The organism is Vibrio misgurnus, assembly GCF_029635775.1.
Classification (GTDB): domain Bacteria; phylum Pseudomonadota; class Gammaproteobacteria; order Enterobacterales; family Vibrionaceae; genus Vibrio; species Vibrio chanodichtyis.
In genome coordinates, this window is sequence record NZ_CP113242.1 from 300,831 (window position 1) to 323,257 (window position 22,427).

The 22,427-nt window shown below is 48.2% G+C and carries 19 protein-coding genes and 1 riboswitch; of the genes, 7 read left to right on the forward strand and 12 right to left on the reverse strand.

Going from position 1 to position 22,427, the window contains the following annotated elements:
- Positions 1–388: 388 nt before the first annotated feature.
- A complete protein-coding gene (locus OOK74_RS13150) occupies positions 389–2,461 on the forward strand; it encodes an alpha-amylase (protein WP_278183558.1) in 2,073 nt (690 codons plus the stop codon).
- A gap of 203 nt (positions 2,462–2,664) precedes the next feature.
- The gene (locus OOK74_RS13155) at positions 2,665–3,198 is read left to right on the forward strand and encodes a cytochrome b (protein WP_274723390.1); all 534 of its coding nucleotides are present in this window, start codon (positions 2,665–2,667) and stop codon (positions 3,196–3,198) included.
- A gap of 120 nt (positions 3,199–3,318) precedes the next feature.
- On the opposite strand, the gene OOK74_RS13160 is transcribed toward OOK74_RS13155, so the two are convergent.
- Complete coding sequence (locus tag OOK74_RS13160; RefSeq protein WP_278183559.1) at positions 3,319–4,152, reverse strand: shikimate 5-dehydrogenase; 834 nt, start codon at positions 4,150–4,152, stop codon at positions 3,319–3,321.
- Between the two features lie 181 nt (positions 4,153–4,333).
- On the opposite strand from OOK74_RS13160, the gene OOK74_RS13165 reads away from it, so the two are divergent.
- The gene (locus OOK74_RS13165; RefSeq protein WP_278183560.1) at positions 4,334–6,124 is read left to right on the forward strand and encodes an SgrR family transcriptional regulator; all 1,791 of its coding nucleotides are present in this window, start codon (positions 4,334–4,336) and stop codon (positions 6,122–6,124) included.
- Positions 6,125–6,197: 73 nt separating this feature from the next.
- Here the strand turns inward: OOK74_RS13165 and OOK74_RS13170 are convergent, their stop codons facing one another.
- From OOK74_RS13170 to OOK74_RS13215, 10 genes are all read right to left on the reverse strand, one after another.
- Positions 6,198–7,295 carry an alkene reductase gene (locus tag OOK74_RS13170; protein ID WP_278183561.1) on the reverse strand — a complete coding sequence of 366 codons (1,098 nt, stop codon included), beginning with the start codon at positions 7,293–7,295 and terminating at the stop codon, positions 6,198–6,200.
- 9 nt (positions 7,296–7,304) lie between these two features.
- Entirely contained in the window at positions 7,305–7,691 is a 387-nt protein-coding gene (gene gloA / locus OOK74_RS13175; RefSeq protein WP_274723386.1) for a lactoylglutathione lyase, read from the reverse strand.
- Positions 7,692–7,936: 245 nt separating this feature from the next.
- Positions 7,937–9,139 carry an acetate/propionate family kinase gene (locus OOK74_RS13180; RefSeq protein ID WP_274723385.1) on the reverse strand — a complete coding sequence of 401 codons (1,203 nt, stop codon included), beginning with the start codon at positions 9,137–9,139 and terminating at the stop codon, positions 7,937–7,939.
- Positions 9,140–9,396: 257 nt separating this feature from the next.
- Complete coding sequence (locus tag OOK74_RS13185) at positions 9,397–9,705, reverse strand: DUF2218 domain-containing protein (protein WP_278183562.1); 309 nt, start codon at positions 9,703–9,705, stop codon at positions 9,397–9,399.
- A 75-nt stretch (positions 9,706–9,780) separates the two neighbouring features.
- Positions 9,781–10,545, reverse strand: a complete 765-nt coding sequence (gene vctC / locus OOK74_RS13190) for an iron chelate ABC transporter ATP-binding protein VctC (protein ID WP_166015094.1) — start codon at positions 10,543–10,545, stop codon at positions 9,781–9,783.
- A 2-nt stretch (positions 10,546–10,547) separates the two neighbouring features.
- Positions 10,548–11,498: an iron chelate uptake ABC transporter permease subunit VctG gene (gene vctG / locus OOK74_RS13195; protein ID WP_274723383.1), complete on the reverse strand. Its 951-nt coding sequence runs from the start codon at positions 11,496–11,498 to the stop codon at positions 10,548–10,550.
- Positions 11,488–12,426, reverse strand: a complete 939-nt coding sequence (gene vctD / locus OOK74_RS13200) for an iron chelate uptake ABC transporter permease subunit VctD (protein ID WP_278183563.1) — start codon at positions 12,424–12,426, stop codon at positions 11,488–11,490. Before vctD ends, vctG begins: the two co-directional genes overlap by 11 nt.
- 46 nt (positions 12,427–12,472) lie before the next feature.
- Positions 12,473–13,384 carry a siderophore ABC transporter substrate-binding protein gene (locus OOK74_RS13205; RefSeq protein WP_274723381.1) on the reverse strand — a complete coding sequence of 304 codons (912 nt, stop codon included), beginning with the start codon at positions 13,382–13,384 and terminating at the stop codon, positions 12,473–12,475.
- A 248-nt stretch (positions 13,385–13,632) separates the two neighbouring features.
- Positions 13,633–15,279: a methyl-accepting chemotaxis protein gene (locus tag OOK74_RS13210; RefSeq protein WP_278183564.1), complete on the reverse strand. Its 1,647-nt coding sequence runs from the start codon at positions 15,277–15,279 to the stop codon at positions 13,633–13,635.
- A gap of 236 nt (positions 15,280–15,515) precedes the next feature.
- On the reverse strand, positions 15,516–15,764 hold the full coding sequence (locus tag OOK74_RS13215; protein WP_347403817.1) for a hypothetical protein: 249 nt from the start codon (positions 15,762–15,764) through the stop codon (positions 15,516–15,518).
- A gap of 262 nt (positions 15,765–16,026) precedes the next feature.
- Between OOK74_RS13215 and emrD the strand changes: the two genes are divergently transcribed.
- Both emrD and OOK74_RS13225 read left to right on the forward strand, forming a co-directional pair.
- Positions 16,027–17,232 carry a multidrug efflux MFS transporter EmrD gene (gene emrD / locus OOK74_RS13220; RefSeq protein WP_274723378.1) on the forward strand — a complete coding sequence of 402 codons (1,206 nt, stop codon included), beginning with the start codon at positions 16,027–16,029 and terminating at the stop codon, positions 17,230–17,232.
- A gap of 147 nt (positions 17,233–17,379) precedes the next feature.
- Positions 17,380–17,552, forward strand: a riboswitch (Lysine riboswitch).
- 78 nt (positions 17,553–17,630) lie between these two features.
- Complete coding sequence (locus tag OOK74_RS13225; RefSeq protein WP_274723377.1) at positions 17,631–19,220, forward strand: Na+/H+ antiporter NhaC family protein; 1,590 nt, start codon at positions 17,631–17,633, stop codon at positions 19,218–19,220.
- Between the two features lie 124 nt (positions 19,221–19,344).
- On the opposite strand, the gene OOK74_RS13230 is transcribed toward OOK74_RS13225, so the two are convergent.
- Positions 19,345–19,863, reverse strand: coding sequence for a nicotinate-nicotinamide nucleotide adenylyltransferase (locus OOK74_RS13230; protein ID WP_274723376.1), 519 nt, complete (start codon positions 19,861–19,863; stop codon positions 19,345–19,347).
- Between the two features lie 73 nt (positions 19,864–19,936).
- On the opposite strand from OOK74_RS13230, the gene nadE reads away from it, so the two are divergent.
- A complete protein-coding gene (nadE, locus tag OOK74_RS13235; protein ID WP_278183566.1) occupies positions 19,937–20,767 on the forward strand; it encodes an NAD(+) synthase in 831 nt (276 codons plus the stop codon).
- 249 nt (positions 20,768–21,016) lie between these two features.
- A complete protein-coding gene (locus tag OOK74_RS13240; RefSeq protein WP_166015103.1) occupies positions 21,017–22,345 on the forward strand; it encodes an anaerobic C4-dicarboxylate transporter in 1,329 nt (442 codons plus the stop codon).
- The last annotated feature ends 82 nt before the right edge of the window (positions 22,346–22,427 follow it).

Below are 22,427 nucleotides of genomic sequence, written 5' to 3' on the forward strand. Positions count from 1 at the left end.
TGACTTCGCCACATCCTAAGCACAGCGCATGTTTTGTGCAAAACCTATCAATAGCGATTGATCAGGTTGTGACTTAGCTTGGCTTTTTCAGCACAATGGCACTCAATAGCTATCTTATCAGCCACGGATTCGCCCCTCGCAGCTTAAGCCCGCTACGCCTTTAGCGCTCAAGTTGTGATGCAGTGCAAGTAAACAAGGCGTAGAGCTAAGAATGATGTTGATCAACCGCGAGCCAATTATGCTGTCCCTATCCACCGCTAGCGTCCTCATACAATTGCCGCAGCCATGGATAACACATTATCCACCCATCATAACCGGACAAATATAGCCGGAGAGAACATCGGATTGCGGTCAATATCAATGACCGAATCACCATCAAGGATCGACGATGAAACGCAATACTCTGACCTTAGCACTGCTGTCTACCCTCAGCTTGCCAGTATTGGCAGCGCCGAATTTAACCGCCAATTTAACCATTGCAACCACCACCAACAGTCGCGATTTTCCACTCGCAGCCGATGCACCGTTGGTGATCCCACTGACCAAAGGCGATTACACCTTAACCATTAGTGGTATTGAGGGTGATTGTGCCGCGACGACGGCTCAAGAGATCAAATTCAATACTCCATTTGCTTTAAACTGTCATGCACCGACCCAACTGCCGTTGAACATCCGTTTTACCGGTGATTACGCATTTCAATGGCAAGCACAAAACAATACGCTCACACTAGTACGTCAAACCACCAAAGCGGCAACCAGTGAATTTCGCCGCCCAATCCCAAATGTCAGTTGTCAAACTTACCAAGGTGGTGAAGTGGTCTTAAATTTGGCCAACAGCTTTGCTGATGGGACTCAGTTGCGAGATGCGTTTACCGGCCAAGTGGTGACGGTAAACCAAGGTCAAGTCCGCCTAACCCCATCAACCGACAGTGGTGGTTTAGTGCTACTCGAACCGGTCGCTGAGCATCATCCAATCCAAGCGCAACCTTTTACCTATCGCAACGCCAACATCTATTTCGTGATGATTGATCGCTTTTACAATGGTGATCCCAGCAATGATGGCAGTTACGGTCGGCAAAAAGATGGTCAGCAAGAAATCGGCACTTTTCACGGCGGTGATTTAAAAGGCGTGATTGCTAAGCTCGATCACATTCAAAGTCTCGGCACCGATGCGATTTGGCTGTCACCGATTGTTGAACAAGTACACGGTTTTGTGGGCGGTGGCGAGAAAGGTTCGTTCCCCTTTTATGCTTATCACGGCTACTGGACGCGAGATTTCACTAAAATTGACGCCAATTTCGGAGTGGATGAAGATTTACAAACGCTGGTGCGCGAAGCGCATCGACGCGGCATCAAAGTATTACTTGATGCGGTACTGAACCATGCTGGTTATGCCACGTTAGCGGATTTACAACAAGATGCGATTGAAATTGTTAACGCGCCGATGTTGCCTGAACGTTGGAGCCAATGGCAGCCCACAGCCAAACAAAATTGGCATAGCTTTCACCAAGCGATTGATTACCAAAGCCCAAAATGGAGCCAATGGTGGGGTGGCGATTGGGTACGCGCAGGCTTACCGGGTTACCCGAAACCGGGCAGCAGTGATATCACTATGAACCTCGCTGGCCTGCCCGATTTTCGCACCGAATCAACCCAAGCGGTTAGTCCACCACAATGGTTACTAAATAATCCCGGTACGCGTGTAGTGAACAAGCCAGGTTACAGTGTCACTGATTATTTAGTTGAATGGCAAACCGATTGGGTACGCCGCTTTGGGATCGACGGTTTTCGAATTGATACGGTCAAACATGTTGAAGGTGCAGTGTGGCAACGCTTGAAACAACAAGCCACGGCTAGCCTCAACGCATGGCGACAAGAGCATAATCAAACTGGTGAACCATTTTGGATGATGGGCGAAGTATGGGGACACGGCGCTTATCGTAGCCCTTACTTTGATGATGGTTTCGATGCACTGATTAACTTTGATATTCAAAAACGGATGGATAATGGTGCCGCCTGTTTAAGCCAAATGGCGATGGTGTATCGCGATTACGCACAAACGCTCAGCAAATACCCGGATTTCAATCCCGTCAGCTATATGTCTTCGCATGATACCGAGCTGTTTTTTGGCCGCTTTAAATCATTTGAAATGCAACGTAGCGCCGCCAATGCTCTGCTGCTGACCCCTGGTGCGGTTCAAGTTTATTACGGCGATGAAGTAGCGCGTGAAGCGGGACCTTATGCTGATGATTTCCATCAAGGCACCCGTTCCGATATGCCATGGGAGTGGAATAACGAACGCCAAGCGTTACTGAAGCACTGGCAGACTTTAGGTCAATTCCGCCAACGTCACCCAGCGATTGGCGCGGGTGAACATCGCGAAATTGCGCAAGCTAATGCCTATCTTTTCACTCGTCAACTCGGCGAGGATAAGGTGGTAGTCGCCTTTGTTGGCCGCTAAGCCAAGCAATCATCGTTCAGGAACAGACTCGTGCTGCTCCTGAACGATGCTGCGATAACGACTGAGCCCCATCACAACTGACACTCCATCCCCTAGCCAAACCATCAAACCTTACATTCACACAATTTAACCAACAAAATATTCACAATCAGAACAAATGGCTCATAATAGTCATGAACGAATAAAACTGATGGAAATCAATTATGGATACCGCAAAAACCTACTCGAAAACCTCAATCGCTCTGCATTGGATCACAGGGTTAGCCTTTATCGGTGTATTTATGGTGGGTGATTATCTCTCTGAGCTGCCACGCGGACCGGAAAAATTGCAGTTGCTGGCTCTGCATAAATCTTTTGGAGTCATGATCTTGCTGATTGCGCTCACCCGCATTGTATGGCGGATTAAAGAGGGTGCGATCCCGCCAGCCTCGGTCATGCCGGCTTGGCAATACAAAGCCGCCAAAGCGGTGCATGGTTTACTGATGCTCGCAACACTGGCGATGCCTATCTCCGGGATTGCAATGAACATCGGCGGTGGCCGCGCGCTAGAAGTGTTTGGCTATACACTGGTTGCCGCAGGCGAAAGCCTACCTTGGCTCCAAGAATTGGGTTCGGCCATTCACAAGACCGCACCACCACTGATCATCGCGATTGTACTGCTGCATATTCTGGCGGCGATTAAACACCAAGTGATCGATAAAGATGCCACCATAGCGCGCATGCTCGGTCGCGGTTAAAGCTTACGGATCAACCCATCAAACCGGTAAATTACATCACATTCCTCCTCAGCAATGAGGAGGAATGTTTTTTTGCTTACCTAAGATTAAGTCACAATGGTGAATGAGAAATGAAATCGCTTAACAAGCGGAGCACTCGCTTCGCGAATAAGCAGCGGCTTGTTCAAACAGCTCCTGACTCGGTTTAATGCCAGTGTATAACTGAAATTGCTCGACGGCTTGAATCGCAAAAACTTCGCTACCTGTGATCACCGTTTTACCGATCGATTGAGCAAACGCCACCGCAGGGGTCACCGCAGGCATGGCGACCACATCAAACAGGATCTGCGCCCGCTCAATTTCAGGTTCAGAAAAACAGAGTTTGCCAGCTTCAGGGCCACCATCCATACCAAGCGGGGTGGCATTGATCAGCAAATCGGCGGCGAGGCCCTGCATATCGGGCTGCCAAGTAAAACCACATAAATCGGCTAATGCTTGGCCACTTGAGGGGTTCATCGCCACGATCACGCCACGGGTAAAGCCTAAATCTCTTAGCGCACATGCCACCGCTTTGGCCATGCCGCCACTGCCTTTCAGTACAAAAGAGACATCCTTCGTAATCGCGTATTGCTTGAGCAGAGTCACTATCGCAATGTAATCGGTGTTATACGCCTTAAGATGACCATCAGTATTCACAATGGTGTTGATCGATTGAATCGCCGCAGCAGAGCTATCCAGCTCATCAACCAATGGGATCACCGCCTCCTTAAATGGCATCGAAATCGCACAGCCACGAAAGTTTAACGCTCTCACTCCAGCGATAACACCAACCAAATCTTGGCTGCTAAAAGCTTTATAAAGATAATTGAGATTGAGCGCAGCATAGAGGTAGTTATGAAAACGGGTACCAAAGTTGGTTGGTCTGGCCGCTAATGACATACAAATTGTAGTGTCTTTATTAATTTTGGTGTGCATTAACACTCTCCATTGATTGATATCGGTTGATTGATCACAAGATCATCAACGCATTAACCGTGAATTTGCCACAAGAAAAACGCTTCACTCACCATGAGATAGGCCTTGTTGATGGCGCTAGAATGGCCTAAATTAAGGCAATTAAAAATTGCTGAATTCAATCTTTTTAAGTTCCTCTTTTATGCAAAACCATCGACTCGAACAACACTATCTCAAGCTGCTTAACCACTTTGGTGAAACTAGCGTTTGGGTCACCTTACAACAGTTGGCTGACACACTGTTTTGTACCAAGCGACATATGCGTAATCTTTTGCTCAAAATGCAACAGTCCGGATGGATTGCATGGCAAGGGGAATTTGGACGAGGAAAACGCTCAAAGCTGACGCTGTTAAGCAATAAAAATCAGCTAGTCAGTAATAAAGCCGCCTACTTAATTGATCAAGGTCGCTTCAATGAAGCGATCGATCTGCTCGGTTCCGAGCAACATTTAATCGCGCCCTTATTGCGAGCGAAACTGGGGTTTTGCATCAATCCTGAGCAGCAAGTTCTACGCGTGCCCTATTACCGAACCATGCTCAACTTGCACCCTGCAACCCCTTTACGGCGCTCCGAGCGTCATCTCGTGCGCCAGATCTTTAGTGGCTTAACCCGGATAAAAGAGGAAAATGGTGAACTGGCGGCAGATTTGGCTCATCACTGGCGACAAATCACTCCATTACTGTGGCGTTTTTATATTCGGCCAGCGGTACAGTTTCATGATGGCCAGCGACTGACTTGTGCCGACATTACCGCCTCACTTAACCGTGCTCGTGAGCTTGCACTCTTCTCACATATTGAACAGATCAAGATTGTTGGGCCGCACTGTGTCGAGTTTGTACTCAACGCGCCAGATGTGAATTTCCCGCAACTGTTGGCAACCGCCTCAGCATTGATCTTGCCTGCGCAGCAGCATCAAATGGAGCATTTTGCACGCATTCCGATCGGCACTGGCCCCTATCAAGTGGTACAAAATGATCAACGGCGTTTGTCTCTCAGCGCATTTGATGGCTATTTTGGCTTGCGCGCTTTACTCGATCAGATTGATATTCTGATGTGGCCCAATTTGACCCAGCAAACCACCGATACGCTTGAGCCAAACCCACCAGCCGCCGCTTTACATACCAATACCACTTGGTTGAGTTCAAGCTTGAGTGATCAGCAATATATCGCAGGGGAAGCTTCGGAGTTGACCGGAGGACCGACGGAACGGCTGGAAGAGATGTTTTTAGAGCAAGGGGGCTATTTTCTACTCTGCGATAGTCACTCTCGCCACTGGCAACAACCCGAGCGGCGCGCTTGGCTACAACAACTGCTCAACCCTTATTCGATTGCACAAGAGCTCAATCCGGCCATTCGCCACTTATGGGTTCCGGCAAGCAGCTTGTTGCCCAATTGGTGCCACCGAATTGCCGCTCTGCAACCCAGTTCACCTTTTGACAGCCAGAGCCTCGATAATCCAGCATCCACGGCGCGGATCCGCCTCGCCTACCATGACCACCATCCTGAGTTTCCGACGCTGAGCAAAGCGTTGGAAAATTTACTCCAGCGGCAACGGATTGAGCTTGAACTGGTTGAGTTACCTTATGAGCAATGGGCGCAAGGGGCAGCAGACAATATTGATCTCTGGCTGGGCACCATCAATTTCCCCGTTCCAGAAAGCTGGCATGTGGGCGCATGGTTACTCGGCTCACTGCTGCTGCGCCGCTCGATCTGCGGCACTGATCATAAGCAGTTACACAGTTTGCATCATCAATGGCGCAGCGGTGCAATTAGCTCAGAACAACTGATGTGGCAAGTTATCCATTCGGGCTGGCTGCAACCTCTCTTCCATCATTGGATGCGTCTAAAAGGGCCAGCCAATGCGCAAGGGATCCATCTGAATAACTTAGGTTGGTTTGATTTTCGCTCAACGTGGTTTGAGCCTGCAGAATAGCCGTTTGATCCAGCAAAAATTAAGCGCTAACGACCATCGGTGTTAGCGCTTATGTGATCAAAAAATTCAGTGGTTATGGCTGATAGGTTGGGTAATCGGTCAGCCCTTGCTCACCGCCACCAAATAGCGTATTTGGATCGTGCTCCGCAAGTGGATAGCCGTGCTGCAGACGCGCAGGCAGATCGGGATTGGCCACAAAAGGTCGGCCAAAGCCAATCATATCGGCCAATCCTTGCTCGATGGCTTGCTCGGCTTTTTCTGCGCTGTAGCGACCAGCGTAAATCAGCACACCTTGATAAGCTTCGCGTAATGCGCGTTTGAATGACACTGGCATCTCTGGCGCATCATCCCAATCCACTTCAGCAATATGCAGATAAACAATGCCATGTTGATTGAGTAACGCTGCTGCCGCGGTGTAGGTTTCGATCGGGTTGGCATCAACAGTACCATTGAGTGTGGTTAAGGGCGCCAAACGTACTCCAACCCGACCCGCACCGATGGCATCCACCAGAGCAGCAACCACTTGATCAAGAAAACGCAGTCGATTGGCAAGGCTGCCGCCATATTGATCGCTACGTTGGTTTGATTCCGAATCAATAAATTGGTTGACCAAATAGCCATTAGCCGCATGCAATTCAATGCCATCAAAGCCTGCTTCGATCGCGTTTAACGCCGCTTGACGATACTCAGCAATCACTTGATCAATATCCGCTTGCGTCATTGCTCTAGGCTCAACCACATCAACAAAACCGGGTTGATCGGTGCCATTATCCACGAAAACTTTGACCTTCTCGGCTTTCAAGGCAGAAGAAGAGATCGGCTGCTCACCACCAATATTGTCGGGATGAGTAACCCGCCCCACATGCCAAAGCTGAGCAAAAATCACCCCACCTTGTTGATGGACCGCTTGCGTTACTGTTTTCCAACCGGCAATTTGCTGTGCCGTGTAAATCCCCGGCGTCCAAGCATAACCTTGAGCCATCGGCGAGATTTGCGTGCCTTCTGCCACAATCAATCCGGCAGAGGCGCGCTGGGCGTAATACGTCGCCATCATCTGATTGGCGAGATTGCCCGGCTGACTTGCGCGTGAGCGGGTCATCGGTGGCATCACAATCCGATTTTTTAGGGTTAATTGATCGAGTTGAATCGATTGAAACAAGACATTTTTCATAACCATATCCTACTTACTGGTTTGGATCAGTTCGATGGCATAACCATCCGGATCTTTGACAAACGCAATGTGGGTTTGCCCGCCTTTTACTGGCCCTGGCTCACGAGCAATATTACCACCCAGTTGGCGGATCTTATCGCAAGCGGCATAAATATCTTCACAACCGAGAGCAAGGTGACCAAACGCGTTGCCTAAATCGTAGTGATCCGTATCCCAGTTGTAAGTCAGCTCGATAGTGGTACTGTCGGCTTGATCTTTAAAACCGACAAAGACCAAAGTGTAACGGTATTGGGCGTTTTCTATCCGTTCTAACACACTCATACCTAATAGCTGGGTATAAAAATCAATCGATTGATCGAGATCCGTGACTCGAATCATCGTATGCAGAAATTTCATTTTTCACCTGTGCTGATAACACGCAGTTCGCGCTAAATTGCTAATAAGATACGGCAAAGAATGCCAAGCAAAAAATTATCAATCATTATCATGTTAATAATTTTTAGTTATGGTGAATCAGAGATCGCGGGAGGAATCGCGAAAGCAAACTTGAATTAATCTGATGGATAGAGAAAAAGGCGGATAGAGGCAAAAAGCAGATAGAGAAAGGGCTGGCAACACCAGCCCTTGAAAAAGTGATGGGATCACTTGCTATTTAGCAGTGCCATCGCTTGCGATACGATCACGAATTCTTCATTGGTCGGGATCACCAAAGCCACCGCATTAAGTAGCTCTGATTTAGCGATAATCCCCGCATTCCCAAAGCGGGCGGCTTGGTTGCCTAATTCATCTTCGACAAAACCGAGTAACTTCAGATTGGCTAAAATTTCGCGGCGGATCGGCAGTGAATTTTCACCAATGCCGCCAGTGAAGATGATCGCATCCAGATGATCGAGTGGGATCAGGTAAGAGCCAATGTATTTCGCAACGCGATAGGTGAAGACTTCAAATGCCAACTTCGCGCCAGCATGACCCTGCTCCATCGCTTCTAAAATACCGCGAGCATCAGAAGTGAGGCCAGAAACCCCCAAGAAGCCGGATTTTTTATTCAGCGTGTCAAATACGCGCTCTTGGCTCCAACCTTTTTTCATCAAAAATTCGATGATACCAGGATCCAAATCGCCGGAACGCGTTCCCATCATCAACCCAGCCAATGGGGTAAAACCCATCGAAGTATCCACCGATTGACCATGACTGATCGCACACACCGAAGCACCGTTGCCTAGGTGTACCGAAATAAAACTGGCTTGTTCAATCGGCTTATTGAGCATTTTCGCCGCTTCACGGCTGACATAATAGTGGCTGGTACCGTGGAAACCGTAGCGACGGATACCATACTGCTCATACAGCTCGTGAGAAATTGCGCCTGTGAAGGCTTTTTTCGGCATCGTTTGGTGGAATGCGGTATCAAACACTGCAAATTGTGGCAAGTGTGGGAAAGCCTCCATCGCGGCTTGAATACCTTTGGCACCGGCAGGGTTGTGCAGCGGAGCAAGATCGGCCAAGCTTTCAATCTCAGCCAAGACTTCTTGATCAATCCGCACCGTTGAGGTGAATTTTTCACCGCCATGCACAATACGGTGTCCGACGGCCACTAAGTCTTGTGCCAAACCGAGACTCTCCATTAAGCCCACGATCCGGTTAATCGCATGTTGGTGATGATGATCCGCGGCAGTGATCGCCTCTGCGGTTTTTTCACCCTGATATTTCCAGCTAATCACCGCTTCAGGCAAGCCAAAGCACTCACCAAGACCTGAGATCAGCGCCTCACCAGTTTGGGAATCTATCACTGCAAACTTCAATGATGAGCTACCAGAGTTTATAACCAACACATACGAATTCGACATGGGGGCGGTATCCTGTTTCAAACGTTAAAAGGAAGTGTTTTTACTTCATCATTATAGAAATTTCATTATTCAATAATTTTTGAATCTTTCAACTTTGTTTTAGTTTTTTGTGTGAGAGAAACGTTTTTTTGTTGATCTTAGACAACAATGGATTTCTTTCTAGGCGAGAAATATTTCTTTTTGTGAATTGCCATCAGCGCATAATCACTATGATCAGCGCTGAGACAGTACTGCAGAAGTGTGTAGCAGTAATGGCGTTATGCTTGCTCGATTGGTTGCCAATTCAATTCAACCGTTTCGCGGCGGGCAAACATTACCATATGCTTGCTGATCACCGCTTGCAAAGTGGTAACTTGTTGTTCCGTTTCAGCGCGACATACAAAGGTCAATAACTGCTCGGCTTCATTAACGGCTAAGGTAGCGATCCCAGCAGAAAATTCGATCCGCCCCTCGCCCTCGACTTCATCCCAAGTCGCAGTGGTTTTACGCGCGAAATGGCGACATAACGTCACTAAATATTTGGCGACGTGTTCAGAGTGTAAACAAGCTTGTGATTGATAAGACATAGGCATTTTTCCAGTATTAAAACCCACTCGGTAGGCTTGGCTCGAACAAAAACTGTGCAGCAATAGCGCTGCACATCAGGTTGGAAGGGTATAAAGGCACAAACGCTGTCCTTGCATCTCAATCACATTAAACGGCGTTTCATAAATCGCACTCAGCACTGTCGATTCGATCACCTCTGCCACCGTACCAGTCGCCACCACCTCACCTTTTTTCAAAGCGATGATTTTATCGGCATAACAAGAAGCAAAGTTGATGTCATGGATCACCACCACCACCGCTTTATTCAGCTCATGGGCTAAGCGGCGCAAGGTAGACATAATTTGCAGTGAGTGTTTGATGTCTAAATTGTTCAGTGGCTCATCCAGAAAAACGTAATCGGTATCTTGCGCCATCACCATCGCAATAAAGGCCAATTGACGCTGACCACCACTTAACTCATCGAGATACTGGTATTGAATGGTTTCCAGATCGAGATACTCAATCGCTTGATTGATGATCTGCTCATCGTGGGCGGTCAATTTGCCTTGGCTATAGGGGAAACGGCCAAACGCAGTCAGCTCACGTACCGTGAAACGCATATTCAATACGTTAGATTGGCGCAGTACGGCGAGTTTTTGCGCCAACGCTTTGGTGTTCCAATCCACCAATTCGCGCTGTTCAATCCACACCTTACCCGCATCACGGTTAACCAGGCGACTAGCCATGGACAGTAAGGTACTTTTACCAGCCCCATTCGGGCCAATGATCGCCGTCACCTGCCCTTTATCAAATTGGGCACTGGCCTCTTTCACCACACTTTTGCTGCCAAAATGTTTGGTCAATTTTTCCAGTTTGATCATTGCTACACCACTTTATTGCGCAGTAACAGCGACAAGAAATAGATGCCGCCAATAAAATTGATCACCACACTCAAGGTGGTGCCAAAATGGAAGATTTTTTCGATAATCCATTGTCCAGAGAGCAACGCACACACCGACATCGCCGAAGTCGCGATCAGTAATGTGGAATGTCGATAGGAGCGAAACCATTCGCGAGTCAGGTTAGTCACCAGCAAGCCAAAGAATAGAATCGGCCCAACTAGCGCGGTCGAAATCGAAATCAGTAGCGCGCTGATCAGCAGTACATTGCGCGTCACTTGCTGCACATCCACCCCCAAACTGATCGCATTATCTTGATCAAGCCAAAACACATCGAGTACCCGATGTTGACGATATAACAGCACACAGGCCAGCAGCAGTAATGGCGAAACCACATACACCAGTTGGGTATTCACATTATTAAAACTGGCAAACATATTGGCTTGGACGGCAGCGAAATCGTTGGGGTCCATCAGCATAATAAAAAATGAAGCCACATTGGAAAATAGCTGGCCTAAAATAACCCCCAGTAACAGCAGCACAATCAAATTGCGATGACCAGAACGGAAATAAAAGGTGAACAGCAAGGTTGAAAAGCTCAACATTGCCGCTAGCGACAGCGAAAAATTCCAATACACATTGATTGCAATGCTACTCATGCCACCAAACAGCACTACCACCAGTACTTGAGTAAACATGTATAGCGCATCAAAACCCATAATACTCGGGGTTAGAATTCGGTTATGAGTAATGGTTTGAAACGCCAAAGATGACTGCGCAATCGCAATCCCGGCAAACACAATTGCCAACACTTTTGGCACTCGGCGCGACAAAAAATATTGGTAGTTATCGGCGGTAAGCCCAATACCGATAAATAATGCCGCAAACAGCAGCGAAATCGCGATCAGCAGCAGTAATTTGCTTCTATCCTGCATGGCGCTGTCCTCGCAAAATCAAAGCAATAAAGATTGAACCACCCAAGATACTGATGATCATCGAAATTGGCACTTCGTATGGGAAAATAATCACCCGCCCAACCAGATCACACACCAGCACAAACAGTGCGCCAAAAGTCGCGGTCAGTGGAATGTTTTTACGCAAATTATCGCCGTAATACAGGCTGACCAGATTGGGCACAATCAGCCCCAAGAAAGGTAATTGACCGACGATCATCACCACGGTTGCGGACATCATTGACACTAACGCCACCCCAATAATGATCACCTGCTGGTATTTGAGACCAAGGTTAGTCGCAAAATCTTTGCCCATCCCAACTGCCGAGATCCGCGCAGCATATAAATAGCTGAAAATTGCCACCGGAATGGCGATATAGAGTAGTTCAAAGTCGCCTTTGAGCAGATTGGCGAAATTGGCCACCGCCCAACCGGAAAGGTTTTGAACTGCATCGTATTTATAGGCAATGAAGGTGGCGAGCGAGTCGACCACATTACCAAAGATAATGCCAATTAAAGGTACAAAGATGACGTTTTTGAACTGAATACGCTGAATAAAAAACACAAACATCAGTGTACCCAACATCGAGATACCGAAAATCAACCACAGGTTTTGACCATGGCCAAACAGCACCAAACTCAGCACATAACCGAGCATGGCACACTCAACCGTGCCGGAAGTGGAAGGCGAAGCAAACCGATTTTGACTCACCTGCTGCATAATCAGACCAGCGATACTTAACCCTGCGCCAGACAGGACAATCGCCAACAATCTTGGCACTCGGCTCATCATCAGTAGCTGCCAAGCCGCCGGATCCCCTTGTAGGAGATCCGCTACTGACAGTTGTCCAACACCAACCAGCAGTGAACAAGCACTCACTACCATTAAAACAAGCAATAACTTTTTCAAAGCTAACCTCAGCTTGAGAACTCAAGGAGGGTTTCCCCTCCTTGGTTTACTGCATACCAATCAATGTTTTCATATCTGCGACCATCTGTTCGGTGGCGGTCACGCCGGAGATGGCCACATACCAAGCATTCACATCAAGGTAAGCCAGATGTCCGTCTTGGTAGGCGGTGGTTGCTTTGACTAAATCATTTTCAAAAGCTCGGCGGATGCCAACTTCACTTTTATTGACCAACTTGTCACGATCGACCATCAACAAGTGCTTAGGATTGTGCTGACGAATGTACTCATAGGAGATCAGATCACCATGACCACTTTCTTTAATGACCGGCACGGTTTCGCGAAAACCGAAATCTTTGTACACCGAAGAAAAACGTGAGTTAGCACCAAATGTCGTTAAATTACCACCTGAGCTCATGACCAACATCGCATCATTATTGCGCTGTTGGTTATAATCCATGATCGCTTTAAACTGCGCATCCAGTTGAGCAATTTTAGATTCCACCAGTGACTCAATCGCAAATACTTTGCCAAGATTACGCCACTGCTGCTGGGTACTGACCCAATAACCCGGCTCCGTTTCTGCTGCAAATACGATCGTTGGGGCGATTTTGGACAATTCTTGATAGTTTTTCGCCGCACGTGGACCAATCACAATCAAATCCGGTTTATGGGTATAAATTTTTTCAAAATCAGGTTCAAACTGAGATCCCGCACTAGGATATTGATTCGTTTCGTATTTTGCTAAATAGCTAGGGGTGCCATAAAACTTAGCCACCGCAACCGGTTCAATACCGAAGCTATCCAACGCATCCAGTGCTCCCACACCAATCACCACCACCCGTTGTGGCTTTTGCTCAACAGTGGTTTTACCCAAACGATGTTCAATCGTGACCGTTTCTGCTTGCACAGCAAACGCCGCCAATAAACCTAACACTGCCCAATGAAGACGAGATTTCATCCGTTGTTTCCGATGGTAATGGAGATAAGCAAGATAATAGCTCTGATACTTATTCTCATTAATGATGACGGTATCATAATCAAAATCGACAACGCAATGCAACTGTATAAGCACATCGGCATGATAAGGGGCTGATTTGTGGTCGGCAGGAGAAAGATCATCAACCTGTTAGCAACAAAAAAGCAGCCCCAACATAGGTTGAGGCTGAAGGTAAAAATAGTCGCCCAATCAGTAGTGGGAAAACTGACTTATAGCACAAAGCCTCCAACCAATTTATCCAGTTGTGCAGAGAGCCGCTGCAAATTGGCACTGGCTCGACTCAACTCATCAGCAACCTGCGAAGTTTCAGAGGTTAGGTGATTGATGTCTTCCACATTACGGTTAATGTCTTCCACTACCGTCGATTGCTCTTCGGTCGCGGTCGCTACTTGGATATTCTGATCGTTAATTTGATCAATCTGACCATTAATTTCGGTCAGCGATTGATTGGCTTTCGCGGCAAAATCCACCACCACATCACTTTGTGAACGGCCTTTTTCCATTGCTTCTACTGCACGATTTGACTCACTTTGCAGACGGTTGATCACTTGCTGAATCTCTTCGGTCGAGGCGGCGGAACGGCTAGCCAGTGTACGAACCTCATCCGCTACCACCGCAAAACCACGTCCTTGCTCACCGGCGCGGGCCGCTTCGATTGCCGCATTTAATGCCAGCAAATTGGTTTGCTCTGAAATACTGCGAATCGTATCTAAGGTTGAACTAATGCCGTTGATCTGAGTGGCTAACGAAGTGACCACTTGAGTTGCACTGTCTAACTCGCTGGAGAGGGTTTGAATGCGTTGTTGTACTTCACCGACCACCTGTTTACCTTCACCAGAATGTAAAGTGGCTTGTTTGGCAACATCTGCCGCCATTGCGGCATTGGAAGCGATTTCGGCCACCGTGGCCCCTAATTCATGAATCGCAGTTGCTACCTGCACGGTTCTGTCACGTTGTGCCGCACAGTTGGTTTGAGTCGTATGCGCGCGCTGCGAAACACTAGCAGCCATTGATGCTAACTCTTTCGAGTTGTCCGCTACCGCTTCAATCGAAGCGTGCACTTTATCAATAAAATTATTGAAACTTGCACCAATGTCACACAGCTCATCGTTACCCTCCAGTTCAATTCGGGTGCGCAGTGAAAGATTGGCCGCGGCTGAACTCATCTGATCTTTTAAATACGCCACACGGCTGCGCAAATTGGTAATGATGATCAGTGAGGTGATAAAAGAGATGATCAGCCCCGCCGCAATCATGATCAATTGCCCGGTGCGCCCAGATTCAAAACTGACCACGCTGGCACGGTTTTGCTGCTCCGCTTGATCTAATAAAGTATCGAGGATCTGATTGGCTTGTTTACGCATATCACCATAAGTTTTCGCATACTGATCACGATAGATATTCTGCGCGGTGGTCATATCATTATTGGCCAAAGCTTGCAGCATCGGCTCTAGCTCTTCACGCACCATCTGTTCAAAACGTGTTTGCAATTGGCGTGCTTGCTCTCTGAGCGCAGGGTTAACCTGTGAATCAACCGCTAATTGCATCGCTTGACGCATTTCCGGAATATCTTCCATGCGCGTTTCTTGCACGCGATTCAAAACCCCTTTGGCATCTTGCAATGCCGTTTGTTGTAACAGCATCATATCAATCCCCACCCGCATACGCGGGATCCGTGTGCTCGCCTCAGCCATCGCACGCATTGGTGCGGCGGTGTTGGCATACAAACGGTTGGATTGGGCCTGCATCTCGGACATGGTATTGAGACTGGAAAAGGCCACACACAGCAGCGCAACCGCAGGAATGGCTACGGCGATCGCCAGCATCCATTTGAGAGAAAACTTATTGATCATCATGCTTGATACCTATTTTTAGAATAAACTGCTATGTCGACGCGACAAAAACTTCATAAGCCGTTGTCAATGCACCCTATACTATCGCAACATAAGTTTACAGCAATGTGAAAACTCGCTTCAGTCATTCATTTTGGGATAGGTGATCTCTTGGGATGATTTTCGAGGTATGACTGCTCCGATAGCGGTGCTAAAACTTCACTTATCCTGAGCGTTCAATCGGCTGACTAAACCCAGTGTTAGATCAGCATCAGTTGTGGCAGCAATATCGCCAAACAAAATAACCCGCTTCGCCAAACTTGGTTGTTTAACGCCAGCAGCAGTGGAGCGAGAAAAAACAGCAACACTAAGGCTGGCAATGGGCTGTTGTGGCTGATAACGCTCAGCAGCAAGGTCACCAAACCAAGCCCAATCCATAAGCTAGGAGCCACTCTTAACTTAAACCCCAGCAAGCCAATCAACAGCAGTAATATCATCAGTGGTAACATAAACATAACCCCATCAACAATGAGACTAATTCTCATTTAAATCGATAATAGTCTGCTCTCGCTGCGGGTTCAAGCCATCTGAATTTTATTTTATTAATTAGAAAAAATAATCCATTGGATAGATATTTATCGTGGGCAAACTGGCAATAATCGATTGCTAGATAAGGCTCTCAGCAATACCATCTCGCACCAACAATCAGACCCTGTTCTATTTTTTCATTAGATGATTTTAATCAGATATGGTTTTTAGCTGGAGATAACGATGTCTGCCCCACTTTCCGTTGCAAAATTAACCTTTTTTATCGCTATTCTGACTGCAGTCGGTCAGGCAACCCAAACGATGTACGTGCCTTCTATCGGCTACATGGCACAAGAGTTTCTGGTTTCACCCGCCGCATTACAGGCGGTCATGGCTTGTTATCTTATCCCATACGGTTTATCGCAATTTGTCTACGGTACTCTGTCCGATCGGATTGGCCGTAAACCGATCATCATCGCAGGATTACTGATCTATATTTTGGGTTCACTGATGGCGCTTTTTGCTCATCAATACTCATGGTTTCTGATCGGCAGCTTTGTACAAGGCTTAGGAATTGGTTGTGGTGGCGCGATGTCACGCACCCTTTCGCGTGATTGTTTTGAGGGCGAACGCCTGCACAAAGTCAATAGTTTAATCAGCATGTGTTTGATTTTTTCACCGCTGGTCGCGCCAGTGTTAGGCGGCGTACTGACGGAAACCTTCGGTTGGCGTTCAAGCTACTTATTTTTATCGCTGTTTGCTATCGCGGTCGTGATCACTATGCTAACCCGCATGATAGAAACGCTACCTGCCCACGCTCGCCGGAAAGAACCTGTGTTGCGCAGCTATCAGCATGTGCTTGCTACCCGCCGCTTCCAAGGCTATTTGATCTGCTTAGTGGCAACCTTCGCCGGACTCGCAGTATTTGAAGCCGCGGCTGGGGTGTTATTGGGCGGAGTATTGGCGCTGCCTGCGACAACGGTAAGTTTACTGTTTGTACTGCCGATCCCAGGTTATTTAACCGGAGCTTGGCTGTCTAACCTTATCAGCCAGCACTGGCGTGAAAAAATGGCCATGCAGGTTGGTTTAAGTGCCATCCTGATTGGTTCATTAGTGATCATGCTGCCGGGCTTGTTTGACATCACCAACGCTTGGTCTTTGATCAGCGGGGCAACCATTTACTTTCTCGGTGCCGGTATTTTATTCCCAGCCGCCACCACGGGTGCGCTCTCCCCTTTCCCTTATCATGCTGGGACTGGCGGGGCGATTTTGGGAGGAATGCAGAATTTAGGGGCCGGTTTAGCGACTTTGCTCGCGGCCATGTACCCGGCGACAAATCAGCTACCACTCGGCATGATTATGTTGCTGATGTCGATCATCGCACTGTGGGGGCTAAAACGAGTTTATAGCAAACAACCACCAGCGGATGAGATGCCGCTTGCGGTGTAACCGCAAAACGTTAGCGCTATCAATCGGCTATGCCATACGAGATCCATTTCGTGGCGGAAAAGACAAAATTAAATCTTGTCGTCGACTAAAAAGGCAGTAATATACGCGCCATATCACGTTTTGAATCAACTTCTCAACGTGATACTTCCTTTAAGTAGAGGCGCGCTGTTCATGAGTCGCCAGTCGTAGGTTGACCCCGATGAGGACTGGTTAAAGGGTACAGCGCCGAAGCGTTCGTTGCGTCATCAACGTTCGCTGGGCCAGCATTGAACAAATGCCGGACTGCCATAGTTTGTTGTCTATGGAGCGCTACCTTGAAGGATAAGAAGTGTTATTTCGCTGAAATGTGTTTTTTATCCTGCTGGTAGATCTCCACCTGAAAAGGTGATGTGAGATCCATGAATTTAGCCCTTTATTCTGACTCGATTTATTCGGTCATTCCGCCGCTGCTCGCGGTGCTACTGGCGATCACCACGCGCCGAGTTTTACTCTCGCTAGGCGCAGGGATTATCGCTGGTGCCGTCATGCTCAACCATTTTTCCCCCCTGACGACTTTGCAATATCTGTTGGCTAAAATTAGCGGGTTATTGTGGTCAGAGGGTGCGCCCAACACTGAAAACATCAATATGCTGCTGTTTATGCTGCTGCTCGGTGGCTTGATCAGTTTAATGACCGCATCCGGCGCAACCCGCGCTTTCGCCTTATGGGCAGAGCGCAAATGTAAAGATCGCCGCAGTGCCAAAGCGCTGACTGGCTTGATGGTGTTTGCCTTTTTTATTGACGATTTCTTTCATAGCCTCTCAGTGGGGGCGATTTGCCGCCCGGTGACCGATCGTTTCCAAATCTCACGCGCTAAGCTAGCGTATCTGCTCGACTCGACTGCTGCACCGGTGTGTGTGATCACTCCGATTTCTTCTTGGGGGGCTTATATTATTGCCCTGATTGGCGGCATTTTAACCGCGCATGAGATGACAGAAATCAGTGCCATTTCTGCTTTTGTACAGATGATCCCGATGAATCTGTATGCAGTATTTACCCTGCTGATGGTGCTTGTGGTGATCTTCCTGCCGATGGATATTGGCCCGATGCGCCAACATGAAGCGTGGGCGCGTGAAGGCAAATTGTGGGATGAGCACAAAGGTCGTCCGGCCGGATTAGATATGGAAGGCGGCGACAGCGCACAAGGCACAATGCTGGATATGGTGTTACCCATCGCGGTACTGACCATCACTACCCTGTTCTTTATGCTCTATACCGGTAACCACGCATTAGTCGCAGCCGAGCAGCCCTTTTCCTTGATTGGAGCGTTAGAAAACACCGATGTGGCTCAGTCTTTGGTTTATGCTGCGTTGTGTAGCCTCGCGGTTTCGGTGGCTTTGTCATTGCGCTTAAAGCTTTCCGCACAAACTTGGCTGGCGACCGCCCCCAAAGGGGTGATGGCCATGATGCCCGCTATCATCATTTTGCTGTTTGCATGGACGATTGGTGGCGTGGTGCGCGATCTGCAAACTGGGGTCTATCTCGCTTCCTTGACTCAAGGCAATCTGCCGGTTGAACTGCTGCCTGCCTTAGTGTTTGTGCTGTCTTGTTTGATGGCCTTTGCCACTGGTACCAGTTGGGGCACTTTCGGAATTATGCTGCCGTTAGCCGGCGATATAGCGGCCGCATCGGATATTAGCCTAATGTTGCCGACTCTTTCTGCGGTACTGGCTGGCGCAGTGTTTGGCGATCATGCTTCACCAATTTCTAGCACCAGTATTCTTTCCGCCACGGGTGCAGGCAGCCATCATATCGACCATGTGGTCACTCAGTTGCCCTATGCGCTCAGCGCGGCTAGCGGAGCATTATTGGGTTATTTGGCGATGGGCTTACTGCACTCGGTGTGGGCCGGTTTAGCGGCGAGTAGCGTATGGTTTGTGCTGTTTTGTGGCTTTCATTTGCGCCAAACTCGCTGGCAGCAGCAAAAACAGCAACCGGTTAACGCCTAAGTTAATACCTAACTAACTGAGAGTGAATAACCCTCCCCTGTCACGCTGACCAAATACGACTGTGCTTGGTCAGCGTTTGGCTGAGTTGAGATGTCACTCAGCCAAGTCCATATCAATCATACGCTTAATTGAGATACCACTGCTGATCGAGTAACAGTTGCGCCACACCTGGAGTGGTTAATGCATGGATCGGTTGTCCCGCTTGCAAAGCCTCACGCAGCATAGTGCTGCGTACCGTCAGTTTCTCTGGACAAGCCATCACCGTCCAGCGCTGCAAAATCTGCTCGGCTTGATAAAATTGAGCAAAATTAAGCAGATTGTCCGGCCCGATCACAAACGTCAACTCATCTTCTGGATACTGGGCTTGCAAGTGGGTGAGCACCGCATAAGTAGTGACGGTATTTTCTGGTGTGTATAAAATTTCTTCAACATCGCTTCGTTGCACTTTGCTTGAGCCAATATCCTCGATGAACTGATCAACCAGTTGATTACGCAGCTCATAATCCAACATGGTCTTCCCCCAAGCATGAGCAATGCTCGGCACCAATAAAATCAGATCGAAATGACCGAGTGCATCAATAATGCTTTTATGACCTAAGGTGGGCGGATTAAACGCGCTGCCAAACACCGCGATTTTTTTCATTGTGTCCCCTGCTTGCCAGTGAATTGCGTTATCATACACTGAAAATTTGACATTGCTTGCAGGAATGGAACCTATGGAACACAAGATCCGTCAACAAATGCGCGTATTGCCTTCAATTGATCCGTTGTTTGAAATCGAACGCCGCGTTGCTTTTATTAAACATAAGCTGACCGAAGCTGGCTGCAAATCCTTGGTATTGGGTATTAGTGGTGGTGTTGACTCGACAACCTGTGGCCGGTTAGCTCAACTTGCTATTGAAGATCTCAATCAGCAACACAATACCTCTGAATACCAATTTATTGCGGTGCGTTTGCCTTACGGCGAGCAAAAAGATGAAGCGGAAGCCCAACTCGCCCTCTCTTTTATCCGCCCTAGCCATTCAGTCTCAGTGAATATCAAAGCCGGTGTCGATGGGCTACATGCCGCTGCACAACAAGCGTTGACCGATAGGGGCTTAGTTCCTAATGATCCTGCCAAGATTGATTTTATCAAAGGCAACGTCAAAGCTCGCGCCCGCATGGTGGCCCAGTATGAAATCGCCGGCTATGTCGGTGGCCTAGTGCTAGGTACTGACCATTCAGCAGAAAACATCACCGGTTTTTACACCAAATTTGGCGATGGAGCGTGCGATCTCGCACCACTGTTTGGTCTTAATAAACGTCAAGTTCGCCTAGTGGCGAAAACCCTCGGCGCCCCAGAACAACTGGTATATAAAACCCCAACCGCCGATCTGGAAGAATTAGCCCCACAAAAAGCCGACGAAGCAGCGCTTAATCTCACTTATGAGCAGATTGATGATTTTCTGGAAGGTAAACCGGTCGCAGTGGAAGTTAGCCAACGCTTAGTGGCGATTTATCATGCCACGCAACATAAGCGTCAGCCTATCCCAACCCTGTACGATTAATTAGTGCTATCGATATCCACCAACCCAGAGTTGTACTGGGTTGGTGACATCCATGCCATGTGATGTCACGCAACAAAATCCTTACACCTCACCAACAGAAGACGTTATTTTTCAGCACCATAGTGTGATAAAACTCTGAATATCATCATCCCATTTGATCGAGCTAAGATTCTGTGAGCTCGGCTCCATCATTTTTGCAAATGACATCCGACAATGCATACCAATTCAATTAAATATAGGGAACATTGAATGTTGTATTTGGAGTTTTTGTTTCTGCTGCTAATGCTGTATATCGGCTCACGATATGGCGGGATTGGACTTGGCGTTGTATCTGGGATTGGTCTGGTTATCGAAGTGTTCGTCTTTAAGATGCCACCCACCTCGCCACCGATCACGGTGATGCTGATCATTTTAGCCGTGGTAACCTGTGCCTCGATTCTCGAAGCCGCCGGCGGCCTAAAATATATGCTGCAAGTCGCGGAACGTATGCTGCGCAGAAATCCCAAGCGCGTGACCTTGATTGCACCATTTGTCACTTACGGTATGACCTTTATGCTCGGCACCGGCCATGCCGTTTATTCGATTATGCCAATCATTGGTGATGTCGCGCTGAAAAATGGCATTCGTCCCGAACGTCCAATGGCTGCGGCTTCAGTGGCCTCGCAAATCGCGATCACCGCTTCACCCATTTCGGCCGCGGTGGTGTATTACTTGGCAGAATTGGTCAACATTAATCACAGCCTCACCTTGTTATCGATTCTGATGGTGACCATTCCTGCCACCTTGTTTGGTACTTTGTTGATGGCGCTCTACAGCCTAAGACGCGGTAAAGAACTGGAAGATGATCCAGAATACCAAGCTCGGCTGCAAGATCCGGTCTGGCGTGAAAAAATCCTCAATACTACAGCCACCTCTCTGGATGAAACCTTGCCGAACTCGGCTCGCAACTCGGTATTGCTGTTTATCTCCTCAATCTTGGTGATCGTGGTAATTGCGATGTGGCCTGAGATCCGTACCATTCAAGCGGGCAGTAAACCGATTGGCATGGATATGGTGATCCAGATGATCATGCTGTGCTTTGGCGGTATCATTCTGCTCGCCACCAAAACCGACCCACGCGCCGTGCCCAATGGCGTAGTCTTTAAATCTGGCATGGTGGCGGCAATTGCCATTTTTGGTATTGCTTGGATGTCGGATACTTACTTCCAATACGCGATGCCGCAATTTAAATCTGGCATCGTTGAAATGGTCACCAGCTACCCTTGGACGTTCGCCTTAGCGCTGTTTATTGTGTCGGTAGTGGTTAACTCCCAGGCGGCAGTTGCGCGGATGATGCTGCCAGTGGGCTTAGGACTGGGCTTAGAACCGGCACTGCTGATTGGCTTAATGCCCGCACTGTATGGTTACTTCTTTATCCCTAACTACCCATCGGATATTGCCACCGTCAACTTCGATAACACCGGTACCACCAAGATCGGTAAGTGGTATTTCAACCACTCGTTTATGGTCGTTGGCCTGATTGCGGTGATCTCGGCTTGTTGCGCCGGCTTAGTACTGAGTAAGATGATTATTGGCTAACCGGCTAACAACACTCTCGCTTAATGCTCAAGAGCCACCTTCAGTGGCTCTTTTTCTCTCCAGCTGATTGCTGTATCTGTGC

Bases quoted from the DNA above. Each gene is read 5' to 3' on its own strand.
- OOK74_RS13210 (WP_278183564.1), bottom strand. From the start codon at position 15,279: ATGATGATCAATAAGTTTTCTCTCAAATGGATGCTGGCGATCGCCGTA.
- OOK74_RS13215 (WP_347403817.1), bottom strand. From the start codon at position 15,764: ATGTTACCACTGATGATATTACTGCTGTTGATTGGCTTGCTGGGGTTT.
- OOK74_RS13170 (WP_278183561.1), bottom strand. From the start codon at position 7,295: ATGAAAAATGTCTTGTTTCAATCGATTCAACTCGATCAATTAACCCTA.
- nadE (WP_278183566.1), top strand. From the start codon at position 19,937: ATGGAACACAAGATCCGTCAACAAATGCGCGTATTGCCTTCAATTGAT.
- vctG (WP_274723383.1), bottom strand. From the start codon at position 11,498: ATGCAGGATAGAAGCAAATTACTGCTGCTGATCGCGATTTCGCTGCTG.
- OOK74_RS13240 (WP_166015103.1), top strand. From the start codon at position 21,017: ATGTTGTATTTGGAGTTTTTGTTTCTGCTGCTAATGCTGTATATCGGC.
- OOK74_RS13230 (WP_274723376.1), bottom strand. From the start codon at position 19,863: ATGAAAAAAATCGCGGTGTTTGGCAGCGCGTTTAATCCGCCCACCTTA.
- OOK74_RS13205 (WP_274723381.1), bottom strand. From the start codon at position 13,384: ATGAAATCTCGTCTTCATTGGGCAGTGTTAGGTTTATTGGCGGCGTTT.
- OOK74_RS13165 (WP_278183560.1), top strand. From the start codon at position 4,334: ATGCAAAACCATCGACTCGAACAACACTATCTCAAGCTGCTTAACCAC.
- gloA (WP_274723386.1), bottom strand. From the start codon at position 7,691: ATGAAATTTCTGCATACGATGATTCGAGTCACGGATCTCGATCAATCG.
- OOK74_RS13155 (WP_274723390.1), top strand. From the start codon at position 2,665: ATGGATACCGCAAAAACCTACTCGAAAACCTCAATCGCTCTGCATTGG.
- vctC (WP_166015094.1), bottom strand. From the start codon at position 10,545: ATGATCAAACTGGAAAAATTGACCAAACATTTTGGCAGCAAAAGTGTG.
- OOK74_RS13150 (WP_278183558.1), top strand. From the start codon at position 389: ATGAAACGCAATACTCTGACCTTAGCACTGCTGTCTACCCTCAGCTTG.
- emrD (WP_274723378.1), top strand. From the start codon at position 16,027: ATGTCTGCCCCACTTTCCGTTGCAAAATTAACCTTTTTTATCGCTATT.
- OOK74_RS13180 (WP_274723385.1), bottom strand. From the start codon at position 9,139: ATGTCGAATTCGTATGTGTTGGTTATAAACTCTGGTAGCTCATCATTG.
- OOK74_RS13185 (WP_278183562.1), bottom strand. From the start codon at position 9,705: ATGTCTTATCAATCACAAGCTTGTTTACACTCTGAACACGTCGCCAAA.
- OOK74_RS13160 (WP_278183559.1), bottom strand. From the start codon at position 4,152: ATGCACACCAAAATTAATAAAGACACTACAATTTGTATGTCATTAGCG.
- OOK74_RS13225 (WP_274723377.1), top strand. From the start codon at position 17,631: ATGAATTTAGCCCTTTATTCTGACTCGATTTATTCGGTCATTCCGCCG.